General features: G+C 60.0%; 19 protein-coding genes and 6 tRNA genes. 19 read left to right on the top strand and 6 right to left on the bottom strand.

Going from position 1 to position 22281, the window contains the following annotated elements:
• The first annotated feature begins 97 nt into the window (after positions 1-97).
• A complete protein-coding gene (gene betC / locus KDW95_RS04880) occupies positions 98-1618 on the top strand; it encodes a choline-sulfatase (protein WP_255855151.1) in 1521 nt (506 codons plus the stop codon).
• A 65-nt stretch (positions 1619-1683) separates the two neighbouring features.
• The gene (gene choX / locus KDW95_RS04875) at positions 1684-2643 is read left to right on the top strand and encodes a choline ABC transporter substrate-binding protein (protein WP_255855150.1); all 960 of its coding nucleotides are present in this window, start codon (positions 1684-1686) and stop codon (positions 2641-2643) included.
• Positions 2644-2661: 18 nt separating this feature from the next.
• Here the strand turns inward: choX and KDW95_RS04870 are convergent, their stop codons facing one another.
• Both KDW95_RS04870 and KDW95_RS04865 read right to left on the bottom strand, forming a co-directional pair.
• Positions 2662-3399, bottom strand: a complete 738-nt coding sequence (locus KDW95_RS04870; protein WP_255855149.1) for a UDP-2,3-diacylglucosamine diphosphatase — start codon at positions 3397-3399, stop codon at positions 2662-2664.
• A 9-nt stretch (positions 3400-3408) separates the two neighbouring features.
• Positions 3409-3903 (bottom strand): peptidylprolyl isomerase, encoded by a 495-nt coding sequence (locus KDW95_RS04865; protein ID WP_255855148.1) that lies wholly within the window; start codon positions 3901-3903, stop codon positions 3409-3411.
• 209 nt (positions 3904-4112) lie between these two features.
• On the opposite strand from KDW95_RS04865, the gene KDW95_RS04860 reads away from it, so the two are divergent.
• Positions 4113-5795 (top strand): glutamine--tRNA ligase/YqeY domain fusion protein, encoded by a 1683-nt coding sequence (locus KDW95_RS04860; protein ID WP_255855147.1) that lies wholly within the window; start codon positions 4113-4115, stop codon positions 5793-5795.
• Between the two features lie 253 nt (positions 5796-6048).
• Here the strand turns inward: KDW95_RS04860 and KDW95_RS04855 are convergent, their stop codons facing one another.
• A complete protein-coding gene (locus KDW95_RS04855) occupies positions 6049-6864 on the bottom strand; it encodes an alpha/beta fold hydrolase (RefSeq protein ID WP_255855146.1) in 816 nt (271 codons plus the stop codon).
• Entirely contained in the window at positions 6861-7976 is a 1116-nt protein-coding gene (locus KDW95_RS04850; protein ID WP_255855145.1) for a M14 family zinc carboxypeptidase, read from the bottom strand. The genes KDW95_RS04855 and KDW95_RS04850 overlap by 4 nt, the downstream gene beginning before the upstream one ends.
• Before the next feature lie 199 nt (positions 7977-8175).
• On the opposite strand from KDW95_RS04850, the gene KDW95_RS04845 reads away from it, so the two are divergent.
• The 5 genes from KDW95_RS04845 to KDW95_RS04825 all read left to right on the top strand — a co-directional run bounded on the left by KDW95_RS04845 (position 8176) and on the right by KDW95_RS04825 (position 13102).
• Positions 8176-9207, top strand: a complete 1032-nt coding sequence (locus KDW95_RS04845) for a hypothetical protein (protein ID WP_255855144.1) — start codon at positions 8176-8178, stop codon at positions 9205-9207.
• Between the two features lie 122 nt (positions 9208-9329).
• Entirely contained in the window at positions 9330-10715 is a 1386-nt protein-coding gene (gene cysS, locus KDW95_RS04840; protein WP_255855143.1) for a cysteine--tRNA ligase, read from the top strand.
• 128 nt (positions 10716-10843) lie between these two features.
• Positions 10844-11491 (top strand): TIGR04282 family arsenosugar biosynthesis glycosyltransferase, encoded by a 648-nt coding sequence (locus KDW95_RS04835; protein ID WP_255855142.1) that lies wholly within the window; start codon positions 10844-10846, stop codon positions 11489-11491.
• Complete coding sequence (locus tag KDW95_RS04830; protein WP_255855141.1) at positions 11491-12402, top strand: radical SAM protein; 912 nt, start codon at positions 11491-11493, stop codon at positions 12400-12402. Before KDW95_RS04835 ends, KDW95_RS04830 begins: the two co-directional genes overlap by 1 nt.
• Positions 12392-13102 carry a hypothetical protein gene (locus tag KDW95_RS04825; protein ID WP_255855139.1) on the top strand — a complete coding sequence of 237 codons (711 nt, stop codon included), beginning with the start codon at positions 12392-12394 and terminating at the stop codon, positions 13100-13102. Before KDW95_RS04830 ends, KDW95_RS04825 begins: the two co-directional genes overlap by 11 nt.
• A gap of 116 nt (positions 13103-13218) precedes the next feature.
• Here the strand turns inward: KDW95_RS04825 and folD are convergent, their stop codons facing one another.
• Positions 13219-14073: a bifunctional methylenetetrahydrofolate dehydrogenase/methenyltetrahydrofolate cyclohydrolase FolD gene (gene folD, locus KDW95_RS04820; protein WP_255855138.1), complete on the bottom strand. Its 855-nt coding sequence runs from the start codon at positions 14071-14073 to the stop codon at positions 13219-13221.
• Between the two features lie 335 nt (positions 14074-14408).
• Here folD and KDW95_RS04815 point away from each other — a divergent pair.
• The 9 genes from KDW95_RS04815 (at position 14409) to clpX (ending at position 18917) form a co-directional block, all read left to right on the top strand.
• Positions 14409-14485 (top strand) — tRNA-Arg (locus tag KDW95_RS04815).
• A 55-nt stretch (positions 14486-14540) separates the two neighbouring features.
• Positions 14541-14616: transfer RNA gene (locus tag KDW95_RS04810), tRNA-His, on the top strand.
• Between the two features lie 16 nt (positions 14617-14632).
• Positions 14633-14717: transfer RNA gene (locus KDW95_RS04805), tRNA-Leu, on the top strand.
• A 20-nt stretch (positions 14718-14737) separates the two neighbouring features.
• A tRNA-His gene (locus KDW95_RS04800) sits at positions 14738-14813 on the top strand.
• A 99-nt stretch (positions 14814-14912) separates the two neighbouring features.
• Positions 14913-14988: transfer RNA gene (locus KDW95_RS04795), tRNA-His, on the top strand.
• Between the two features lie 118 nt (positions 14989-15106).
• A tRNA-His gene (locus tag KDW95_RS04790) sits at positions 15107-15182 on the top strand.
• Positions 15183-15460: 278 nt separating this feature from the next.
• Positions 15461-16801 (top strand): trigger factor, encoded by a 1341-nt coding sequence (gene tig / locus KDW95_RS04785; protein WP_255855137.1) that lies wholly within the window; start codon positions 15461-15463, stop codon positions 16799-16801.
• A 97-nt stretch (positions 16802-16898) separates the two neighbouring features.
• Positions 16899-17534, top strand: coding sequence for an ATP-dependent Clp endopeptidase proteolytic subunit ClpP (clpP, locus tag KDW95_RS04780; protein ID WP_255855136.1), 636 nt, complete (start codon positions 16899-16901; stop codon positions 17532-17534).
• Positions 17535-17633: 99 nt separating this feature from the next.
• Complete coding sequence (gene clpX, locus KDW95_RS04775; protein WP_255855135.1) at positions 17634-18917, top strand: ATP-dependent Clp protease ATP-binding subunit ClpX; 1284 nt, start codon at positions 17634-17636, stop codon at positions 18915-18917.
• Between the two features lie 74 nt (positions 18918-18991).
• Here the strand turns inward: clpX and KDW95_RS04770 are convergent, their stop codons facing one another.
• Complete coding sequence (locus KDW95_RS04770) at positions 18992-19831, bottom strand: DUF1853 family protein (protein WP_255856471.1); 840 nt, start codon at positions 19829-19831, stop codon at positions 18992-18994.
• Between the two features lie 198 nt (positions 19832-20029).
• On the opposite strand from KDW95_RS04770, the gene KDW95_RS04765 reads away from it, so the two are divergent.
• A complete protein-coding gene (locus KDW95_RS04765; RefSeq protein ID WP_255855134.1) occupies positions 20030-20347 on the top strand; it encodes an excinuclease ABC subunit C in 318 nt (105 codons plus the stop codon).
• A complete protein-coding gene (gene uvrC / locus KDW95_RS04760; RefSeq protein WP_255855133.1) occupies positions 20328-22247 on the top strand; it encodes an excinuclease ABC subunit UvrC in 1920 nt (639 codons plus the stop codon). Before KDW95_RS04765 ends, uvrC begins: the two co-directional genes overlap by 20 nt.
• Positions 22248-22281 lie beyond the last annotated feature (34 nt).

Raw genomic sequence — 22281 nt, 5'->3', positions numbered from 1 at the left:
CAAATCTACAAGCGCGCAGTATCTTCACTAACACTTGTATCGCGGCCATCTGGCGCAGGCGTGAGTATAAAAAAGGTTAGAGGAGTAGGTAACTGCCATGAGTAAAACCAAACCCAATATTCTGTTCATTATGGCCGATCAGCTGGCGGCATCGGCGCTGCCGGTCTACGGTCATCCGCTGGTCAAGACGCCCAACCTCAGTGCCCTGGCCGAGCAGGGCGTGGTGTTCGATTCGGCCTATTGCAACAGCCCGCTCTGTGCACCGTCGCGTTTTGTGCTGATGTCCGGGCGCTTGCCTTCAAAGATCGGCGCCTACGACAACGCCGCCGAACTGCCGGCCGATGTGCCGACCTTTGCGCACTATCTGCGCCACCTGGGTTACCGCACCGCGCTGTCCGGCAAGATGCACTTCTGCGGCCCGGATCAGCTGCATGGCTTCGAAGAGCGCCTGACCAGCGATATCTATCCGGCGGACTTTGGCTGGTCGGTGAACTGGGACGAATTCGAAACCCGCCCGACCTGGTACCACAACATGTCGTCCGTAACCCAGGCCGGGCCCTGTGTGCGCACCAATCAGCTCGATTTTGACGACGAGGTGGTGTTCAACGCCCGTCGCTACCTGTACGACCGTGCCCGCAGCAGCGATGAGCGTCCGTTTTGCCTGACGGTGTCCATGACCCACCCCCACGATCCCTACGCAATCCCGCAGGAGTACTGGGACCGCTACAGCAATGACGAGATCGACCTGCCCAGCGTAACCATTGCGCCCGAAGACCAGGACCCGCACTCCGCGCGCCTGCGTTTCGTCTACGAAATGGACAAGACCGAGATCACCGAGCAGCAGGTTCGCAATGCCCGCCGGGCCTATTACGGCGCCATCAGCTACGTTGACGACCAGATCGGCACGCTGCTGAAGACGCTGAAGGAAACCGGGCTGGACGAGAACACCATCATCGTGTTCTCCGGCGACCACGGCGACATGCTCGGCGAGCGCGGCCTCTGGTACAAGATGAGCTGGTTCGAGAACTCGGCCCGCGTACCCATGATCGTCCATGCGCCGGCGCATTTCGATGCCGCCCGCATCAGTGCCAGCGTATCCACGCTGGATCTGCTGCCCACCTTTGTCGATATGGCCAGCAACGGCGAGTTCAGCGGCTACGCCACGCCGATCGAGGGGCGCAGCCTGGTACCGCACCTGCAGGGCAGCAAGGGGCATGACGAGGTAATCGGTGAATACATGGCCGAGGGCACCATCGCACCGGTACTGATGATTCGTCGCGACAACTACAAGTTTATCTACTGCCCGACAGACCCCGCCCAGCTGTATGACCTGGCGGCCGATCCGCAGGAGCTGCACAACCTGGCGCAGACACCGGAACAGGCGGAGCGGGTCGAGTCCCTGTTGCAGGAAGTGAGCGAGCGCTGGGACCTGGACGCACTGCACCAGGACATCCTCTGGAGTCAGCGTCGCCGTCGCCTGGTCGCCGCTGCGCTGAGCCAGGGCAAGGTAACGGCCTGGGATCACCAGCCGTTTGTGGATGCCAGCACCCAGTACATGCGCAATACCATCGACCTTGACGACCTGGAGCGCCGTTCGCGCTTCCCGCAGGTGGAGTGACCGCGGCGGCTTTCAGGCGGCTTGCGAATACTGATTCGAACATTGACTGACACAGGATACTGATCATGAGCCTAAAGCGTGAAACGGGTTTCAAATGCACAGTGCTGGCCGGCGCCATGGCGCTGGGTCTCGCCGCGGCTCAGTCCGCCCAGGCCACCGAAGCGCCCCAGTGCGAACAGGTGCGCCTGACGGATCCCGGCTGGACCGATATCAGCGTGACCAACGCGCTGGCCGGTACCGTACTGCAGGGTCTGGGGTACAAAACCTCGGTTGACCTGCTGGCCGTACCCATTGGCTTTGAGAGCCTGAAAAAGGGCGAAATCGATGTCTTTCTGGGCAACTGGATGCCGGCGCAGCAGGGTTTTATCGACAAGTACGGTGCTGACCTCGACAGGGTGCGTACCAACCTGGAGGGGGCGAAGTTTACCCTCGCGGTGCCGGCGTATGTCTATGACAGCGGCGTAACAAGCTTTGCCGACCTTGGCGATCGGGCGGAGGATTTTCGCCAGCGTATCTATGGCATCGATCCGGGTGCCCCGGCCAATGGCCTGTTGCAGGGCATGATCGACAAGGGCGATTTTGGCCTGCAGGGCTGGAAGCTGGTCGAGTCCGGCGAGCAGGCCATGCTTAGCCAGGTTACCCGCGCGGTACGCAAGCAGGAGGCCATCGTCTTTCTCGGCTGGGCGCCGCACCCGATGAATTTGCGGGTCGACATGAAGTACCTCGAGGGTGGCGATGAGTACTTTGGCCCCAATTACGGTGGCGCCAGCATCCATACGGTGACGCGCAAGGGCTACAGTGCCGAGTGCCCGAACGTGGCTACCTTGCTGAACAACCTTGCGTTCAACCTGGATATGGAAAGCGAGATCATGGGCGCCATTCTGGACGACGGCAAGAAAGCGGATCAGGCAGCCGCTCAATGGCTCAGGGCGAACCCTGAGGTGCTGAACAGCTGGCTTGAGAATGTCAGCACGCGTGATGGCATGCCAGGACTGGCGGCCGTGCAGCAGCACCTGGGTCTTTGACCGGGGTGCAGGCTGAACTTAGGACGGGCTATCCGCTATCGCAAAGTCGATCAGCTGGTAGCCTTCGTTGTCGATCTGCAGGTACCAGCCGCTGTCATCCCAGTCGCCCAGTACGATGCGGGTGCCCGAGCCCTGGCTGATTTGATTGTCGTGAATGGCGGGGCGGTGAGTGTGACCGTGGATCAGCAGATCAACACCGGCCGCGCTCAATGCCGCGGATACGGCAGCCGGGTTTACATCCATGATATCGGCGGACTTCTCGGCGCCCCTGGCCTTGCTGGCTGCACGCAACTGGCGCGCAATGGCCAGGCGTTCATCTACGCTTTGCGACAGGAACTGTTGCTGCCAGGCGGGGTCGCGTACCTGGGACCTGAAGGCCTGGTACTCGGTGTCGTCGGTGCAGAGTTGATCACCGTGCATCAGCAGCGCCTGGCCGCCGGGCACATCGATCAGCTGCTGGTCGGGCAGGGGGCGGGCTCCCAGGGTATCGAGAAACGCCTGTCCGACCAGAAAGTCGCGGTTACCGTGCTGAAAATAGAGCGCGGTACCGCGCGCCGATAACGCCGCCAGTTCGGCGTAGATCGCATCCAGCCCCGGCATCGGGGCATCATCCCCGATCCAGGCCTCGAATATGTCCCCCAGCAGGTACAGGGCATCGCAGCCCGGCGCGTCCTGTTGCAGGAATTCAAGGAAGGCCCGGCTAAGATCCGGGCGTTCTGGGCGAAGGTGCAGATCGGCGACAAACAGCAGCGTCATGGGCAGGTCTTACTCGGTGATGCGGGCGGATTCGATAATCACGTCTTCTGCCGGCACGTCCTGGTGACCGCCGCGGGAGGTGGTCTTGACGCCCTTGATCTTGTTGACCACGTCCATGCCATCGACAACCTTGCCGAATACGGCGTAGCCCCAGCCCTGGGTGGTTTCAGCCGTGTGATCCAGGAAACTGTTGTCCTTGACGTTGATAAAGAACTGAGCCGAGGCGGAGTGCGGGTCCATGGTGCGGGCCATGGCCAAGGTGCCAGTCAGGTTCTTCAGGCCGTTGTTGGCCTCGTTATCGATGTTGCCGCGGGTTTCTTTCTGTTTCATGCCCGGGGTAAAACCGCCGCCCTGCAGCATGAAGCCGTCGATCACGCGGTGAAAGATCACGCCGTCGTAGAAGCCGTCGCGCACGTACTGTTCGAAGTTGGCGGCGGTCTTGGGGGCCTTGTCGTAATCCAGCTCGATGGAGATGTCGCCGTGGTTGGTCGAGAGAATAATCATTGCTATACGTCCTGGGGGTCGGTTGTACGTGATCGGGGATCGCGAATAATCGCGCATTATACCCAAGTCAGTCAGATTCGCATCACTGAGGGGCTGCGACTGTGACAGGCTGGCCGGTATCGCGAGCGGTTAGTGTGTTCAGCGCCCCGATACGTTTATAATGCTGCGACTTTTCATGCCGTCAGGACAGACTGGACACCAAGCCGACTATGAGCAAGCAAGAACACGTCAAGCCTACGAACTTTATTCATCAGATCATCGAGAGCGACATCGCGGACGAAAAGGTCGCCGGTGGTCAGGTCGTGACACGCTTCCCGCCAGAGCCCAACGGCTACCTGCATATCGGTCACGCCAAGTCGATCTGTCTGAACTTTGGCACCGCCGCCAAGTACCAGGGCCTGTGCAACCTGCGTTTTGACGATACCAACCCGGAAAAAGAGAGCCAGGAATACATCGACGCCATCGCCGAAGATGTGCGCTGGCTGGGGTTCAAGTGGGACGGTGATATCCGTTACACCTCTGACTACTTCGAGCAGCTGTACCAGTGGGCCCTGTACCTGATCGCCAATGGCAAGGCCTATGTCGACAGCCTGAGCGCCCACGAAATGCGCGAGTTCCGCGGCAACCTTACCGAGCCTGGCAAGAACAGCCCCTACCGTGAACGCAGCGTGGCGGAGAATCTGGAACTGTTCGAGCGCATGCGCAACGGCGACTTCGACGAAGGCGACTGCGCGCTGCGGGTGAGAATCGACATGGCGGCGCCGAACATGAACCTGCGTGACCCGGTGATCTACCGTATTCGCAAGGCACACCACCACCAGACCGGCGACAAGTGGTGCATCTACCCGTCCTACGACTTCGCCCACGGCCAGTCCGATGCGCTGGAAGGCGTGACACACTCCATCTGTACGCTGGAGTTTGAAGACCACCGCCCGCTGTACGACTGGTTTATCGCCAATCTGCCGGTGCCGGCCCAGCCGCGCCAGTACGAATTTGCCCGCCTCAACCTGAACTACACCATCACCAGCAAGCGCAAGCTCAAGCTGCTGGTGGATGAACAGCACGTGTCCGGCTGGGACGACCCCCGCATGCCGACCATTTCCGGCCTGCGCCGTCGCGGCTTTACGCCGGCCTCCATTCGCAACTTCTGCGAGATGATCGGTGTAACCCGCTCCAACGGCGTGGTGGACATGGGCATGCTGGAGTCCGCCGTGCGCGATGACCTGGATGCCAATGCACCGCGCGCCATGTGCGTAACGCGCCCGCTCAAGGTCACCGTCAGCAACTTCGCCGAGGGCGAGGAAGAATGGTTCGAACTGCCGGCACACCCCAAGGACGAGTCCATGGGGCTGCGCAAGGTCTCCTTCGGCCGCAACCTGCTGATCGAACAGGAAGACTTTGAAGAGGAAAAACCGCGCAAGTGGAAGCGTCTGGCGCCGGGCGATGCCGTGCGTCTGCGCGGCGCCTACGTGATCACCTGTGATGAGGTGATCAAGGATGCCGCCGGCAACGTGGTGGAGTTGATCTGCAGCTATGATCCCGCCACCAAGGGCGAGAACCCGACCGGTTACAAGCCCAACGGGGTGATTCACTGGGTCAATGCCGATCACTCGGTGCCCTGTGAAGTGCGCCTGTACGACCGCCTGTTCACCGAAGCGAACCCCGAGGGCGACAAGGAAGTGGACTTCCAGACGCATCTGAACCCCGAGTCGCTGGAAGTGCTGACCGACAGCCGGGTTGAAATCGGCCTCAAGCATGCAGTGGCAGAAGCGCACTATCAGTTTGAGCGCCTGGGATACTTCTCTGTGGACAAGGATTCCAATGAAGAGCGCCTGGTGTTCAACCGCACCGTCACGCTACGCGACTCCTGGGTGAAAATTCAGGGCAAGTAAAGGCACCGCTGCGGCTCTTTACATGAGTCGCTGGGTGAAGACCCAGGGCAAGTAAGCGCACCGCTGCGGCTCTTTGCATGAGCAGCTGGGTGAAAATCCAGGGCAAGTAAAGGCACCGCTGCGGCTCTTTACATGAGCCGCTGGGTGAAGATCCAGGGCAAGTAAGCTCCTTGGTGCAGACTTGAAACGCGATAAAACGCCTGGCTTCGGTAACGGAGTCGGGCGTTTCTGTATGGAGGCAACCGGGCCGGCGTTAGTGTCCAGCAAGCCAGTTGGAGATCTGCGCCAGTAGCCAGTCGGGGGCGTCGTGGGGCAGGTCATGGCCGGCGTCGGGGTGAATGCCAAGCGGTGATCGCCAGTGGTTGGCTATGGCGGCACTGCAGGCGGGGTCCACCAGGGCGTCGTTGCGGCTGCAGAGCAGCAGGGCTGGCGCCCTTGGCACCCGGTTGTTACTGCGGTAGAGGGCCGCGGCGGCGAGTTGTCGCAGGGTGTTGCGGCCCGTCACCGGGCACTCGCGGGCGTAGTCGCACCACTGCGACAGGATGTGGTCACGCTGCTGGTGGCAGCTTAGCCGGTAAATGAGAGCCTCTTTGCCGGCGGTGTCTGAGACCAGGGCACGGGCGAGCGTGGCCAGTGCCCCGGGGCGCAGGCGCTGCCAGGGTGGGCTCAGGTTGGCCAGGCTGCCATTGACCAGGACCAGGCGGTCGACTTCGGCGGGAAAATCCAGCGCCCAGGCCGTCGCTACCATGGCGCCCATGGACAAGCCGAGAAGCCTGAAAGGCGGCTGCGACAGCTCGGGGTTGCTGGTATGGCGAGGCAGCATTTCGCTGCGCAGGTGATCCACCAGTGCGCTCAGTTGCAGCGGGCTTGGCATGCGATGCAGCTGGCCATTACCGGGAAGGTCCGGGCTCAGCACCCGAACCTGAAGCGTATCGGCCAGGCGCTGGCCGAAGCTGCCCCAGTGGCGCGACTCGCGCACCAGCCCCCGCAACAGTATCCAGCAGGGCGGGGTGGTCCCCGGCGGCATCGGTTCGCCACCAGGCCAGTAGTCCTGCACCCAAAGCGTCATTGGCTGTTCCGGTACCAGCGTTGCAGCGCCTGCTGCTGTTCTGTGTTGCGGTCCGCCTCGCCAGGCAGCCAGGATTGCCAGGAGCGTGTGGCGCGGATCATGAAATCGAACAGACTGTTGTGATGGCGCATGATACGCCTGTGGCGATGGGGCACCAGCGGGTTGAACAGGCCACGAAAGCTGATGATCTGGCGCAGGTTCTTGCGTACCCAGAGCCAGGAGCCGAGTTCCAGTGTCAGTGGCAGGAAGACCGCCGGCCGGCCCGGACAGGCCTGCTGGCGCAGCAGGTGCTGCTGATACAGGTGATCCCAAAGGTCTCCGTGGGTGCGGTACTGGTGGCACTGGGGTTCGAACAGGTAACGGTGATGCGGGTTGGCCTCTTCGTAGAGTTTCACCAGTGCATGTACATCCGCGAGCTGTTCGAGCGGGCGTGTGCTGCCGGCATAGGGAAACCAGAGCCGGTCACGCATGCCAAAGCCCGAGTGGCAGTCCAGCGACAGGCACAGGGGTGCCCCGGCAATCTCGCGGTTCACCAGTTCGCACAGTGCAGCGGACTCTGCCTGCATGGGGAGACCGGGGGCGCCGCGATACCAGGGTAGCCAGGCACCGATTCGGTGCCCGCTGAGCAGCCAGACGCCAGGATCATCGGCATTTTGGGGCGCGTTGCGCATCAGGTCGATGCCGTTGGCGTTGGCGCGGGAACCCCGTGCCATGCCGGCGGGGTTCAGTAGCGGGCAGATGACGATACGGATGTGGCGCAGATCCTCCTGCAGCCCCTGGTCCCAGGGCAGGCGCGCCATCAAGGCTTCGAGCTGGGTCAGCAGCAGCTGGGTGCCGATACGCTCGACACCATGAATGCCTCCGCTGAGCAGCAGTACCGCTGCGGCCGGGTCCGGATTGCCGAGTTGCAGCGCATAGAGCGGATACTCACTGGCGCCATCGGTTACGTTTGCCAGCACCTGAACGCGCAATTCGCCGCTGGCCTGTGCCAGCAGGCGTTCCAGCCTGTCCAGTTCCGGCAGGTCAGGGCGCGGCTGCGGTGAATGGCGGCGTGCTGCCGGGCAGGTCTCGGGCGAGGCGGTTGTACCAGGGGTGGCATGGCTGGATTTCATGTAGATCCGGTTCGAAGGGCAGGCCGTTGCGGTTCCGCCAGGGCTGTAGGTGTGTTGCAGTTTAGCTGCTATGCTCGCGGGCGATATTCGCTTAACAAAGGATTCACAGGACGTGTCGTTCAACAGCAGATGCCCGGAATACAGCGCGAGCGCAACGGCAGGTGGCAGCCACAGCACAGCCCCGCTATGGGGTCTTGCGATGGCTGCAATGCTGCTGTTTTCGCTCGGCTGCAGCAGCCGGGAACCGGTTGCGGATGCCGGCGCCCTGGACCCTGAGCGCGGGGGAGCGGCACAAGCTGAAGCTGCTGCCGGGGTTACAGCGGTGCCCGAGTCGCCACCGCGTGCCCGGCGCCAGGGCGGTACGGCGCAGGTTCAGCGCCTGGCGCTACTGCCTGCAGACGTCCTCGAAACATCGGGCCTGGCTGGGATAGACAGCCGCCTGTGGACGCTGAACGACAGCGGGGATGATGCCGTGATCTACCAGCTGTCCGAGGATGGGCGCGGTATCAGCAAGCAGCTCTACCTGGCCGGCGCCCGCAATGTCGACTGGGAGTCCCTGGCGCTGGATGACACGCATCTCTATATCGCCGACTGCGGCAATAACCAGGGTCGGCGCGGCACGCTGGATCTGTACCGCGTGCCTTTGCATGAGCTGAGTGCACCGGATGGCAGCCGGGTCGGTTATGCGACTGCCAGGTTTCGCTACGGTCAGCGGCTCGAAGTGACGGCATCCGACAGCCATAACTTTGACTGCGAAGCCGTTACCGCGGTGGGCGATGAACTCTGGCTGTTCAGCAAGAACCGGGCGGACGGCAATACCGAGCTGTATCGACTCGACAAGCGGGCTTCGGATCAGGCCGTCTTTCCAACCGGCAGTTACCCGGTCGAGGGGCTCATCACGGCGGCGGACTATGACCCGGTGTCCCGGCGACTGGTGTTGCTGGGATACAGCCGGCAGCGTTTCTTCGGCCATAGCTTTATCTGGTTTATACCGTTATCTTCCGAGGCGGGCAGTGTCAAAAGACCGGCGCCGGATTGGTCCGGGGCGCAACGCTACCGGTTGTCCGAGTATGCGCAATGGGAGGCGATCAGCTGGGATGGCCAGCATCGCCTGCTCCTGACGAGCGAACGCAGCCCGTTGTCGGACGCCCAGCTGGGCGAAATTCGCCTCGATGATAGCGGCGTGCCGCTCGCACCTGCAGTGGATCCGGATGACTCTTCGCTGTGGTAGAAAATCCGGCGCGCCATTGCGCAATCAATTGATTTATAATGGCGTCCATACGTGCTGCAGGACGGGCTTCAGGCCTCTGGTGCCGGCAGCGGAATTCGAATTTTGACTCAAAAGCTGGTTTGATGCTGCAAATCTATAACACTCTGAGCAAGGATAAAGTGCCCTTCGAGCCGATCGAGGCGGGCAAAATTCGCATGTATGTCTGCGGCATCACGGTGTATGACTACTGTCATATCGGCCACGCCCGGGTCATGGTCTCCTTCGATGTCATCACCCGCTACCTGCGAGCGCGCGGCTGGGATGTGACCTATGTGCGCAACATCACCGATGTGGATGACAAGATCATCAAGCGGGCGGCGGAAAACGGTGAAACACCGGATGCGCTCACCGGCCGCATGATTGATGCGATGCATGAGGATGAAACCCGCCTGTCGGTGCTGCGCCCGGACATGGAGCCCCGTGCCACCGCCCATATGGACGATATCCTTGCCCTGGTGCAGACCCTGATCGACAAGGGCTTTGCCTATGCCGCCAGTAATGGTGATGTTTATTACCGGGTCGAAAAATTTGAAGGCTACGGCAAGCTGACACGCCAGAATATCGACGAGTTGCGCTCCGGCAGCCGCGTCGGTGTTGAGGAAGCCAAGGAAAGCCCGCTGGACTTCGTGCTCTGGAAGGCGGCAAAGCCAGGCGAAGTCAGCTGGGAATCACCCTGGGGGCCGGGCCGTCCCGGCTGGCATATCGAATGCTCCGCCATGTCCAAGTGCTGCCTGGGGGATACCTTTGATATCCACGGTGGCGGCCCGGATTTACCGTTCCCGCACCACGAGAACGAGATTGCCCAGTCCGAAGCGGCCAACGGCGTCAAGTACGTCAATACCTGGATGCATGCAGGCCCGGTCCGGGTGAACAGCGAAAAAATGTCCAAGTCGCTGGGCAACTTCTTCACCATCCGCGATGTGCTCGAGAAATACGACGCCGAGGTGGTGCGCTACTTCCTGGCCGGAGTGCACTATCGCAGCTATATCGACTACAGCGAAGACAGCCTGAAAGAAGCCCGCAGCGCGCTGGAGCGCTTCTACCAGGCGCTGGCGTCGGTAGAGTGCGCCGATTCCGAGCCTGAGAACGATTTCGAAGCCCGCTTTAACGCCGCCATGGACGATGATTTCAATACGCCCAAGGCCCTGGCGGTGCTGTTCGAACTGGTCAGTGAGCTGAACCGCGCTGTGCGAGAGGGCAGCGAAGAGGCCGGCAAGCTGGCCGCGCAGCTCAAGCGCCTGGGTGGCATCATCGGTCTGTTGCAGCAAGGCCCCGATGCCTTCCTCAAGGGCGAGGCCCGGGCTGGCGAGTTGAGCGCCGACGCAATCGAAGCGCTGATTGCACAACGCAAGAACGCCCGCGCCAGCAAGGATTTTGCCCTGTCTGACAAGATCCGCGATGACCTGGCCGCCCAGGGCGTGATACTCAAGGATGATCGCGCCGGTACCCGCTGGTACCGCGAGGGCTAAGGTCAGCGTTTTCTGAGCTGTTAATGGCAGAACGAAAAAGGCGGCCCAGGCTGCCTTTTTCGTATGTATGCTAAGGGGTTAGGCTGATATTCAGTTTTAATTCACTCTGGTTTTTTAAGCTGCAGCGCATGACTCTAATACTTTTTTGCAAACGTCCCCGCCCCGGGGTTGGCAAGCAGCGCCTGGTGCCGGCTTTAGGGCCGCACGGTGCCTTTCGTGTTGCCGAACTACTGCACCAGTGTGCGCTGGCCCAGCTCGCCGAGTGGCCGCACTCACGGATTGTCGCCTGCGCCGATGCCGATGACTGCGATGCCTATCGAAATGCGCACCCGTGGATTGACAGGGTGGTCGCGCAGCAAGACGGCAACCTCGGCCAGCGTATCAACCGGATTGACCGCACCCTGCGGGCTGCCGGGCATCAGCGGCAGCTGATTATTGGTTCGGATATGCCCGAGCAAACGTCGCAACTGATTCGTGCTGCATCCGCCTTGCTGGATGAGCAGGATATCGTGCTGTCGGCGGCAACCGATGGTGGCGTAACCCTGATGGCTGCTCGCAAGCCCTGGCCGGACCTTGCAGCGCTGCCCTGGAGTACGCCACAGCTGGGCCAGGCACTGGTTGAATGCTGCGAGCAGGCGGGCTATTCCGTCGGTTGGGTCGCGCCCTGCGACGATGTTGATACGATCGAAGACCTGTGTCGCCTGCGGGCGTCCCTGGCCTCGGATACCCGTGCGCCCCAGCGGGCATTGCACACACTGATACAGGAGCTGGTCTGATGGAACCCATTCGCAGTCGAGACTGGTACAGCACCCCCAGTGGCCAGCCCCGTGGCTATATTCGTCCCCACGCGCTGCGTGAGCTCTGGTTCCATACCGGTACAGCCTGCAACCTCAGCTGCCCGTTTTGTCTTGAAGGCTCAAAGCCCGGCGATGATCGGCTGCAGCTACTGAAACTGGCAGACGCAGAACCTTATATCCGTGAAGCTGCCGAAATGGGGGTCGAGCAGTTTTCCTTTACCGGCGGCGAGCCTTTTCTGGCCAAGGACCTGGTGCGTATCCTGCAGCGAGCCAGTGCGGTTGCGCCTTGCCTGGTGCTGACCAACGGCACCGATGCGCTGCATCGGCGCATCGACCAGCTCGATGTTTTGCGTGATGCGCCGCACCCTGTGAGCTTTCGCGTCAGCATCGATTCCCTCGACAGGGCTGAACACGACAAGGGCAGGGGCGAAGGCAACTTTGATCGTGCCTTTGAGGGGCTGCGGCTGCTGCATGCCCGGGGTTTTCACGTTTCCGTTGCCCGCCATATGCAGGCGAACGAAGATACCCCCATCGTTAGCGCCCAGTACGCCGCCTTGCTGGCAGAACAGGGCTTGCCGGCGGATCTCACGCAAATTGCCTTCCCTGATTTTCTGCCGCCGGGCAGTCATGCCCAGGTGCCTGCCGTGACGACAAACTGCATGACGCAGTTCCAGAGCGAACAGAGCCGGCGCAACTTCATGTGTGCTTTCAGCAAGATGGTCGTCAAGCAGAATAACCGCATGCGCGTCTATGCCTGTACCCTGGTCGATGATGACCCGGAGTATGATCTGGGCTCCACCCTGCGCGAGGCGATGGAACAGCAGGTCAGCATGAAGCACCATCGCTGCTTTTCCTGCTTTCGTTACGGTTCATCCTGCAGTGAAATCTGATTCGCCCCTGGTCAGTGTCATTATCCCGATAGGGCCTTTAGAGCAGGGGCCATTGCCCTTGCTCGAGGCGCTGGCACTGCTGCCCGCGGGGTGGGAAGTCATATTCGCGCTCTGTGAGCGTCGGGATGATCTGTCTTTGCCCTGTGATAATAACGTTTATACCGTTATCTCAAAAAAAGGCCGCGCGCTTCAAATGAACACCGCGGCCCGAGCCGCCAGGGGAGAGTTTCTCTGGTTCCTGCATCTGGACTCGGTACTGACAACAGCGGTTGTTCAGGCGCTTGAGCAGGGGTTGGCCACCAGACCCCATGCCCTGCATTATTTTCTGCTGGCATTTGCCGGTGATGGTGCAGGCCCGATGCGCCTTAACGCCCGGGGTGCCAACCTGCGCTCTGCCTGGCTGGGTGTGCCTTTTGGGGACCAGGGATTTTGCCTGAACGCAAAGCTGTTCCGCGCCCTGGGGGCATACAACGAGTCAGTGCCTTACGGTGAGGATCACCTGCTGGTCTGGCAGGCCCGCAGGGCGGGCGTGGCATTGAACCTGCTGGAGGCAAGGCTCTGTACCAGTGCCCGCAAGTACCGCCAGAAGGGTTGGTGGTATCTAACCGCACTGTACCAGTGGCGCTGGATACGCCAGGCGATACCGCAGTGTGTCGGCTGGCTGCTGGAGCGGTTTGTCGGCACGGGGCGCCATCGCTAGGGCAGGGGCAAAACTGCGGGCGTTTCACTTTCGATTTGACCGGCAAGACGACTGAGGGTTAAAGCATTGCCCACAGGCGGCGGGCAATGCTTGTCAGTGCGCCTGAGGGTGTCGGGTCACTGATCCGAGCTGTTTGCCGCTTCCAGGGTGTTTTCCATCAGGCAGGCGACGGTCATGGGGCCGACACCACCTGGTACCGGTGTAATCCAGCCTGCGCGCTCAGCCGCCGTGGCATACTCGATATCGCCCACCAGGCGTCCATCCTCGAGCCGGTTGATTCCCACGTCGATCACCACGGCGCCGGGCTTGATCCATTCACCCTTTACCAGTCCGGGTTTGCCCACGCCCACAATCACGATCTCGGCGCGACCGACATGCTCGGCAAGGTTCTGCGTGAAGCGATGGGTGGTGGTCACGGTACAGCCGGCAAGCAGCAGCTCAAGCCCCATGGGGCGACCAACGATATTGGACGCACCGACAACCACCGCTTCCTTGCCGTGAAACTCGATACCGGTGGATTCAAGCAGGTGCATAACGCCCTTGGGCGTACAGGGGCGCAGTGCAGGCAGGCGTTGCGCCAGGCGTCCCAGGTTAAAGGGGTGAAAACCGTCAACATCCTTGTCGGGGCGGATACGCTCAAGAATCGCGTTGGCGTCAAGCTGAGCCGGCAGCGGCAGCTGTACCAGAATGCCGTCCACTTCGCTGTTGGCGTTCAGGCTGTCGACCAGTTCCAGCAGCTCGTCCTGGCCCGCCGTTGCCGCAAGGTCGTAGGAGAGGGACTGAATGCCGACTTCTTCGCAGGCGTTTTTCTTGTTGCGTACATATACGTGGGACGCCGGATCAGCACCAACCAGTACCACGGCGAGGCAGGGAGCGCGCTTGCCCAGTTCCAGGCGTTGCTGAACACCCTGGGCCACATTGTTGCGCACCTGGGCTGCTATCCGCTTACCGTCAATTATGTTTGCAGTCATCGTTGAGCTGTATTCCTCGAGGCGTGGCGAAAGTTAACTGGCGCGGATTTTCTCATGGTTACAGGTGTGCGGCCAAGCGGGTATTTCGCTAATTCTACTTCGACTGTTACCCGGGCGGCTTTTGCCAGTGCCAGGCCCCCTCGAACGCAGGGGCGGGGTAGTCGTGCAGGCGACAACGACAGAAATTCGTGGTTAAACTGTAACCAGTATGATTTTACTGAAAAAATCCCTATTTATTAGTTGACCTTCGAAAAGGCCGGCCGTAGTATATGCCGCTCCTTTGGACAGGTCAGCTGCGACCCCGGTTGCAGCACCCATTCAAAGGCGGGAGCAATGCGCCCGTAGCTCAATCGGATAGAGCAACGGCCTTCTAAGCCGTAGGTTGCGGGTTCGATTCCTGCCGGGCGTGCCATTAGGCAAGTTGCTTGTCGGGTAAAGTGCTAGAAAGTGTTAAAGATCAGGCAGTGGTGGGCGTAGCTCAGTTGGTAGAGCCCCGGATTGTGATTCCGGTGGTCGTGGGTTCAAGCCCCATCGTCCACCCCATTCCTGATGCTGTAGTGCGGACGTGGTGAAATTGGTAGACACGCCAGATTTAGGTTCTGGTGCCGAAAGGTGTGGGAGTTCGAGTCTCCCCGTCCGCACCATGTTTTTCTGATTTGCTGTGGTGGGCGTAGCTCAGTTGGTAGAGCCCCGGATTGTGATTCCGGTGGTCGTGGGTTCAAGCCCCATCGTCCACCCCATTCCCTGATTGCGGGGAGTCAGCAGGCAAGGTGACGCGGCTCAGGTGCCTCATCTTCATTATCAGTCAGACAGTTTCAACGCAAAAAAGCATCGCTATGGTGGGCGTAGCTCAGTTGGTAGAGCCCCGGATTGTGATTCCGGTGGTCGTGGGTTCAAGCCCCATCGTCCACCCCATTTCCTGCACCTGTGTCGGAAAAGATGCCGAAACGCTTGAAGCACTCCGTTCAAATTCCTGGTGACTGCAGAGCACAGGCGACTGCCTGCTGAAGATGCATTTTCCAGGCACGCTGTGGTGGGCGTAGCTCAGTTGGTAGAGCCCCGGATTGTGATTCCGGTGGTCGTGGGTTCAAGCCCCATCGTCCACCCCATTTCCTGTTTTTCTCCGTATCTTTCTGTTTTTATTCGTTTTTCTTGATCGAAAACGAAATTCCTTTATGATCGTTTCCCTGGGCGAACTCTGCTGCCTTTATCGGTATTCCGCTTGACTATTCGGAGTAACTGGCACAGAATTTCGCGCTTTAGAATTTAGGTTCTGTGGCGTCCGTGCCTGGTCGGAAAACGTGTTTACCGCCCAGCGGGACCTAATGGGGACGGACTCGTCCGCAGATCGCGATTAAAAAATGCTGCAAGTTTTGTGAGGAATTCCATGCAAGTTTCTGTTGAAGCGACTTCGGGCCTCGAGCGTCAGATGACGATCACTGTTCCGGCCGAGCGTATCGATAATGATGTAGCCACCCGCGTGCAGGACACTGCCCGTCGTGTGCGTATCGATGGCTTTCGTCCGGGCAAGGTGCCGGTCAAAATAGTTCAGAAGCGCTACGGTGCCGGAATTCGCCAGGAAGTTCTGGGTGAAGTGGTCCAGCAGAGCTTCTACGAAGCGGCGCAGCAGGAAAAACTGCAGCCCGCAGGCGGCCCCAATATCGAGTTCAAGAAAGACAAGGCCGGCGAAGATTTCGAATTCACCGCGACCTTCGAAGTCTATCCGGAAATCACCCTGGCTGACTTTGCTGCGGCAGAAATCAAGAAACTGAACGCCAGCGTTACCGACGCTGACCTGGAAAAGATGATCGACACCCTGCGCAAGCAGCAGGCCGAATGGTCTGTTGTTGAGCGCGCAGCGCAAGACGGCGACCAGGTCAAGATCGACTTCGAAGGCTTCGTCGACGGTGAAGCTTTCGAGGGTGGCAAAGGCGAAGGCATGGACCTGGTGCTGGGCTCCAACACCATGATCCCGGGCTTCGAAACAGGCCTGGTCGGCGCTGTTGCTGGCGAAGACAAGGAACTGAACGTCACCTTCCCGGCGGATTACCAGGCTGAAAACCTGCAGGGCAAAGAAGCCCTGTTCAAGGTCAAGGTTCAGAGCGTATCTGCCTCTTCACTGCCGGAGCTGAACGAAGAGTTCTTCGTCAAGTTCGGTCTGGAAGGCAAGACCCTGGAAGAGTTTCAGGTTGAAGTTCGCAACAACATGGAACGCGAGCTCAAGCAGGCGTTGAAAATGAAGCTCAAGGAGCAGCTTTTCGGCAAACTGATCAAGCTGAACGCCATTGACGTACCGAGCCCGCTCGTTGACAGCGAAATCGACAACCTGCGCAAGCAGGCGGTGCAGCAGTTCGGTGGCGGTAACGCCAACCTCGACCCCAACATGCTGCCCAAGGAACTGTTCGAAGAACAGGCCAAGCGCCGCGTTGCCATCGGCCTGCTGGTGCAGGAAGTCATCAAGGCCAACGAACTGAAGGTCGATGAAGACCGCGTTCGCGCCATGGTTGAAGAACAGGCTCAGACCTACCAGGAGCCGCAGCAGGTTATCGACTGGTACTACGGCAACAAGGAAATGCTGAACCAGATCCAGAGCCTGGCGATGGAAGATCAGGTGGTTGAACAGCTGCTCGCATCTGCTACAGTCGAAGAAATTGAAGTCAGCTACGAAGACGCGATCAAGCCGGCTCAGCCAGAAGCTGAAGCGGCGGACGAAGCCGCAGCCGAATAAGGCTGCAGCAGCGACGCTCTAACGGGTCATGGAAAAACGACAGTTGGCTCAGGCTGACTGTCGTTTTTTTCGCTTATAAGGCTAAGGAGAGATTTGCATGTCAGATATCTTTACAGGGCAGGCGGGAGCAGGAATCAGCTCCAGTCTGGTACCGATGGTGGTCGAACAGACTGCACGCGGAGAAAGGGCCTACGATATCTACTCGCGGCTGCTCAAGGAGCGCGTGATATTCATGGTCGGCCAGGTCGAGGACCACATGGCCAACCTGATTGTTGCCCAGTTGCTGTTTCTTGAGGCAGAGAACCCGGAAAAGGATATTCACCTCTACATCAACTCGCCGGGTGGCTCGGTGACCGCAGGTCTGGCGATCTACGACACCATGCGTTTCATCAAGCCGGATGTCAGCACCATGTGCATCGGCCAAGCCGCGAGCATGGGTGCTTTCCTGCTGGCAGGCGGCGCCGAAGGCAAGCGCTTTGCGCTGCCCAATTCCCGCGTGATGATTCACCAGCCCCTGGGCGGTTACCAGGGGCAGGCGACCGACATCGAGATTCACACCCGTGAAATCCTGTCGATCCGCCAGAAACTGAACGAAATTCTGGCGCTGCACACCGGCCAGGATCTCGAAACTCTTGCACGTGATACCGATCGTGACAACTTCATGGATCCCCATGCGGCCAAAGCATACGGCCTCATCGATGAAGTGCTGGATCGCCGCGTAATCGAAGGCTGATCACGTAAGCGCAACATTATAATTGGCATTGCGGGTTGAAATTGCCCGGCGATGCCATTATCAATAAAGCTTACGCGATCGCACTGTTGAGGTAGTCGAATGTCCGACGAAACTAAAGGTAAAGGCGGAGAAGGCAGCAAGCTGTTCTGTTCGTTCTGTGGCAAAAGCCAGGACGAAGTGCGCAAGCTGATTGCCGGTCCATCCGTTTTTATCTGCGATGAATGTGTCGATCTGTGCAACGACATCATTCGTGAAGAGATCCAGGAAATCGAGAGTCAGGAGCAGAGCGATCGCCTGCCGATTCCCGCCGAGATCAAGAAAACGCTGGATGAGTATGTTATCGGTCAGGAACAGGCCAAGAAGGTTCTGTCCGTTGCCGTGTACAACCATTACAAACGCCTGCGCTTCAAGGAGCGGCGCGAGCAGGGTGTGGAGCTTGGCAAGAGCAACATTCTCCTGATCGGCCCGACGGGTAGCGGTAAAACACTGCTGGCCCAGACGCTGGCGCGCATGCTTAACGTCCCCTTCACCATTGCCGATGCCACCACGCTGACCGAGGCGGGCTACGTCGGTGAAGACGTCGAAAACATCATCCAGAAACTGCTGCAGAAATGCGACTACGATGTCGAAAAGGCACAGCTGGGTATTGTATATATCGACGAAATCGACAAGATTTCACGCAAGTCTGACAATCCGTCCATTACCCGCGATGTCTCGGGTGAGGGCGTCCAGCAGGCGCTGCTGAAACTGATCGAAGGCACGGTGGCCTCGGTGCCGCCCCAGGGTGGCCGCAAGCATCCGCAGCAGGAATTCCTGCAGGTCGATACGTCCAACATCCTGTTTATCTGTGGCGGCGCCTTTGCCGGCATGGATCAGGTAATCCGCGCCCGCTCTGAAAAGAGCTCGATTGGCTTTAGCGCCAGCGTGAAGGGCAAGGATGACGGCAAGTCCATGAGCAAGATTCTGGCGGGAATCGAGGCGGAAGATCTGGTGAAATTCGGCCTGATCCCCGAGTTTGTCGGACGCCTGCCGATGATCGCCGTGCTGTCGGAACTGGACGAAGAGGCGCTGATCACCATTCTCACCGAGCCGAAGAACAGCCTGACCAAGCAGTATGCGGCGCTGTTCGAAATGGAAGGTGCGGAGGTTGATTTCCGCAAAGATGCGTTACGCGCCATCGCCCGCAAGGCGCTGGATCGTCGTACCGGTGCCCGCGGTCTGCGCTCGATTCTGGAAGCGGTGTTGCTGGAGACCATGTACCAGCTACCGTCGATGGAGAACGTCACCAAGGTCGTGATTGACGAGGGTGTCATCGAGGGCGAATCCGAGCCGTTGCTGATCTACGAAACGCCCGAGAAGGCCAAGGCTGCCTCGGAAGACTGATCCCGCACCCTGGCATGTGCACATCAAAGGACGCTTCGGCGTCCTTTTTGCTTTGTGGCTTTCAGCGCTGGAGCTCAGTGGCGCCTGCTCTGGATGCGGGACTCCAGAACTGTCGGCTCCCAGTCGTCCGGTACCACGAAACCGCGGCCCGTTTCACACCAGCGGTTGCGTGATCCACTCACTGGCACGCAGGACAGCTGCACCACCAGGGCGGGGCCAGCACGCGCTACAAGCTGCTCGCGCAACGCGTGCCAGTCCAGTGCCTGGTCGTCGGCAAGGCGGGCAGGCGCCAGCCAGCGCAGTTTGGAAAGAATGGCGTAGCGATGATCGCGACTGGCGGGCAATAGCTCCAGATCACGCAGCGGCAGCCACCAGCCCTGCTGATGCCGGGGACTGATCTCCCGGTGCAGGGTGCTACCGGGTACTTCCGCGCCCGCCCGGTAAAACAGGTAACCGGGCATGAGCAGCTGGCTGTGCACGTTGCGGATACCCAGGCGATCGAGACATTCACGGCCGACCGGATGCGACGCCAGGCGCAGCTGGTGCTGCTGCAGGCGCTGCCATTTGATATCCAGTCGATCACGTCGCCCTGGGCCGACAAAGTGCTCCAGTGCGCTGCCATCGCCGCAGCAAAGGTAAAATTTAACCGCGGTTTCCAAATGAAACCATTGCTCTGTACTGCGATACAAAAAATCAAACTCGCCGGCAGTAATGCCTGCCTGCGCGCACTGCACATTGCGGCGCACGCTCAGGGGATCGCAGGGCAGGGCGCCGGATAGCAGGGTGCCGATCAGGTCTTCATAGTATAGGCCCAGCCTTCGATGCGCCGGCGAGACTGCCGAGACATCAAGCGAGCAGGTACTGGCGCTAAAAGCAGGCACCAAGGCGTCAAAGGACGGTGCTGCCGAGCGCATCAGCGATGGGGCCAAGGCGGCCCACAAGAGGTCGCGCTTCTGCTCACAGGCTTCGCTTAATAACTGTATTTGCAGACTTTGTTGTGCCTGGCTGACTGCTGGCAGGTTCACAAGGACACCAAACTCACTTAAAGTAGCTCCCATTCACAGATCACAATATTCATTTCGCGCATCGTCGCGCCGCAAAAGGTCCGCTCAATGACGTTTGTACAGAAACGCTCCGACAAAACCCAGCCGATCAGCGCGCGAGATCGCCGCCCGATGGTGTCCGATACGGACATCAACTATATCCTCGTCAGTGGCGCCCAGCTGTCGCTGAGCAAGCTCAAGCGCGCCAAGAGCTTTGATACACGACTGTACCACTTTGCCGAGATCGGTGTTTTTCTCGAGGTCTCCCTGTCCCGCGGCGCCGGAATCAGCGACGACACCCGTGAGCAGCTGCAGCAGATTCACAAGGAAGCGGTTCATTTGCACATGGCTGCCAACAAGGCCGATCATGTCCGTACCACCGGCTGATCAGGCACCGCTGGACCAGGACGCCAGCTCTACCGTCTCTCTGGAACCGGCCGAGCCCGGTGCCCGCCATGACGAGCAGGCAGCCTTCGATGCCAGGGCCTTTTTGGCGCGGCTGACCTCCAGGCCCGGTGTCTATCAGATGTATGGCCCTGATGGCGGCATTCTTTATGTCGGCAAGGCCAAGAACCTGAAAAAAAGGGTGAGCAGTTATTTTCGCAGCAAGGGTCTGGCGCCCAAGACGGCTGCGCTGGTTGCCCGCATCCAGCACATCGAGGTGACGGTCACCAACAGCGAAACCGAAGCGCTGTTGCTGGAGCAGAACCTGATCAAGGAACAGCGGCCGCCTTATAACATCCTGCTGCGCGACGACAAATCCTACCCCTATATTTTTATTTCAGACCGGGATGCTTACCCGGCGGTGCGTTTTCACCGTGGTGCAAGGCGCGCCAAGGGCAGTTACTTCGGACCTTTTCCCAGTGGTACGGCAGTACGTGAAAGCCTGAACCTGTTGCAAAAGCTGTTTCGGATCAGGCCCTGCGAAGACAGCTTCTTTCGCAATCGCAGCCGCCCCTGCTTGCAGTACCAGATCCAGCGCTGCAGCGGTCCCTGTGTGGAGCTGATCACGAAGGAGGCCTACGCCGACGACCTGCGTCATGCCAGCATGTTTCTCGAAGGCAAGAGCAATGCCGTGATGCAGGAGCTGGCCGCGCAGATGGAGGCCGCTGCCGCGCAGCTGGATTTTGAGCAGGCGGCGCAACTGCGTGATCAGCTCAGTAACCTGCAGCAGGTGCAGGAGCAGCAGTATGTCAGCGGCTTTGAAGGCCATGCCGATGTTATTGGCTGTGCACTCAAGCCCGGTGGCGTCGGCATTCACATGCTCTATGTCCGCGGCGGACGCATCATTGGCAGCAAGGTGTTCCATCCCCGGGTGTCGATAGAAGACTCCGAAGCGGATGTGCTCTCTGCCTTCGTGGCCCAGTGGTACCTGGGCGCGAGCCGGGAGATTCCCGACCAGGTGATAGTCCCCCTCGCGCTGGCGGACAAAAATGCCCTGGAACAGGCTCTCGCTCAGCGCCGTGGTCGCAAGGTGGCGCTGCAGCACAGTGTGCGCGGCGACAAGGCAGGCTGGCAACGACTGGCCCAGACCAATGCCGAGCAGCAGCTGAGCAGCCATTTGGCCAGCAAGCAGAATGTTTACAACCGCTTTCTTGCCCTGCAGGATGCTCTGGGGCTGGACAGCGTTCCGCAGCGGCTGGAGTGCTTCGACATCAGTCACAGCTCTGGCGAGGCAACGGTGGCGTCCTGTGTGGTATTTGATCGCAACGGCCCGCTCAAGACGGATTACCGTCACTTCAATATCGACGACATTACCGCCGGCGACGATTACGCCGCCATGCACCAGGCCCTGCAGCGGCGTTACACACGCCTGAAGAAAGGCGAGGGCAAGCTGCCCGACATTCTGCTGATCGACGGCGGCAAGGGTCAGGTGAGCCAGGCGCGGGCCGTGCTCGAAGAGCTGCAGATCACCGAGGTGCTGATTGTCGGCGTCGCCAAGGGGCCGAGCCGCCGGGCGGGGCTCGAGACCCTGGTGCTGGCTGAGAGCGGGGAGGAAATCACCCTGTCCGGCGATGCGCCGGCGCTGCACCTGATTCAGCATATCCGCGACGAAGCCCACCGTTTTGCCATTACCGGGCATCGGGCACGGCGCGGCAAGGCCCGTAAAACATCCCGCCTTGAGGGCATTGATGGCATAGGTCCGAAACGGCGGCGCGAATTGCTGCGTCATTTTGGCGGATTGCAGGAGATAGAGCGGGCGAGTGTTGAAGAAATTGCAAAAGTCTCTACCATAAGCCGCAAACTCGCGGAAGATATCTATTTCGCGCTTCACCCCGATCCATGACTCCCCGGAGAGCCTCTGGCAGGTATGCTGTTTT

The organism is Marinobacterium rhizophilum (assembly GCF_024397915.1).
Classification (GTDB): domain Bacteria; phylum Pseudomonadota; class Gammaproteobacteria; order Pseudomonadales; family Balneatricaceae; genus Marinobacterium_A; species Marinobacterium_A rhizophilum_A.
The sequence above is the reverse complement of the archived record's forward strand: the minus strand, read 5'-3'. Positions and strand labels throughout refer to the sequence as shown.

Coding starts and splice junctions, on each gene's coding strand:
- betC (WP_255855151.1), top strand. CDS start 98: ATGAGTAAAACCAAACCCAATATTCTGTTCATTATGGCCGATCAGCTG.
- choX (WP_255855150.1), top strand. CDS start 1,684: ATGAGCCTAAAGCGTGAAACGGGTTTCAAATGCACAGTGCTGGCCGGC.
- KDW95_RS04870 (WP_255855149.1), bottom strand. CDS start 3,399: ATGACGCTGCTGTTTGTCGCCGATCTGCACCTTCGCCCAGAACGCCCG.
- KDW95_RS04865 (WP_255855148.1), bottom strand. CDS start 3,903: ATGATTATTCTCTCGACCAACCACGGCGACATCTCCATCGAGCTGGAT.
- KDW95_RS04860 (WP_255855147.1), top strand. CDS start 4,113: ATGAGCAAGCAAGAACACGTCAAGCCTACGAACTTTATTCATCAGATC.
- KDW95_RS04855 (WP_255855146.1), bottom strand. CDS start 6,864: ATGACGCTTTGGGTGCAGGACTACTGGCCTGGTGGCGAACCGATGCCG.
- KDW95_RS04850 (WP_255855145.1), bottom strand. CDS start 7,976: ATGAAATCCAGCCATGCCACCCCTGGTACAACCGCCTCGCCCGAGACC.
- KDW95_RS04845 (WP_255855144.1), top strand. CDS start 8,176: ATGGCTGCAATGCTGCTGTTTTCGCTCGGCTGCAGCAGCCGGGAACCG.
- cysS (WP_255855143.1), top strand. CDS start 9,330: ATGCTGCAAATCTATAACACTCTGAGCAAGGATAAAGTGCCCTTCGAG.
- KDW95_RS04835 (WP_255855142.1), top strand. CDS start 10,844: ATGACTCTAATACTTTTTTGCAAACGTCCCCGCCCCGGGGTTGGCAAG.
- KDW95_RS04830 (WP_255855141.1), top strand. CDS start 11,491: ATGGAACCCATTCGCAGTCGAGACTGGTACAGCACCCCCAGTGGCCAG.
- folD (WP_255855138.1), bottom strand. CDS start 14,073: ATGACTGCAAACATAATTGACGGTAAGCGGATAGCAGCCCAGGTGCGC.
- tig (WP_255855137.1), top strand. CDS start 15,461: ATGCAAGTTTCTGTTGAAGCGACTTCGGGCCTCGAGCGTCAGATGACG.
- clpP (WP_255855136.1), top strand. CDS start 16,899: ATGTCAGATATCTTTACAGGGCAGGCGGGAGCAGGAATCAGCTCCAGT.
- clpX (WP_255855135.1), top strand. CDS start 17,634: ATGTCCGACGAAACTAAAGGTAAAGGCGGAGAAGGCAGCAAGCTGTTC.
- KDW95_RS04770 (WP_255856471.1), bottom strand. CDS start 19,831: ATGCGCTCGGCAGCACCGTCCTTTGACGCCTTGGTGCCTGCTTTTAGC.
- KDW95_RS04765 (WP_255855134.1), top strand. CDS start 20,030: ATGACGTTTGTACAGAAACGCTCCGACAAAACCCAGCCGATCAGCGCG.
- uvrC (WP_255855133.1), top strand. CDS start 20,328: ATGTCCGTACCACCGGCTGATCAGGCACCGCTGGACCAGGACGCCAGC.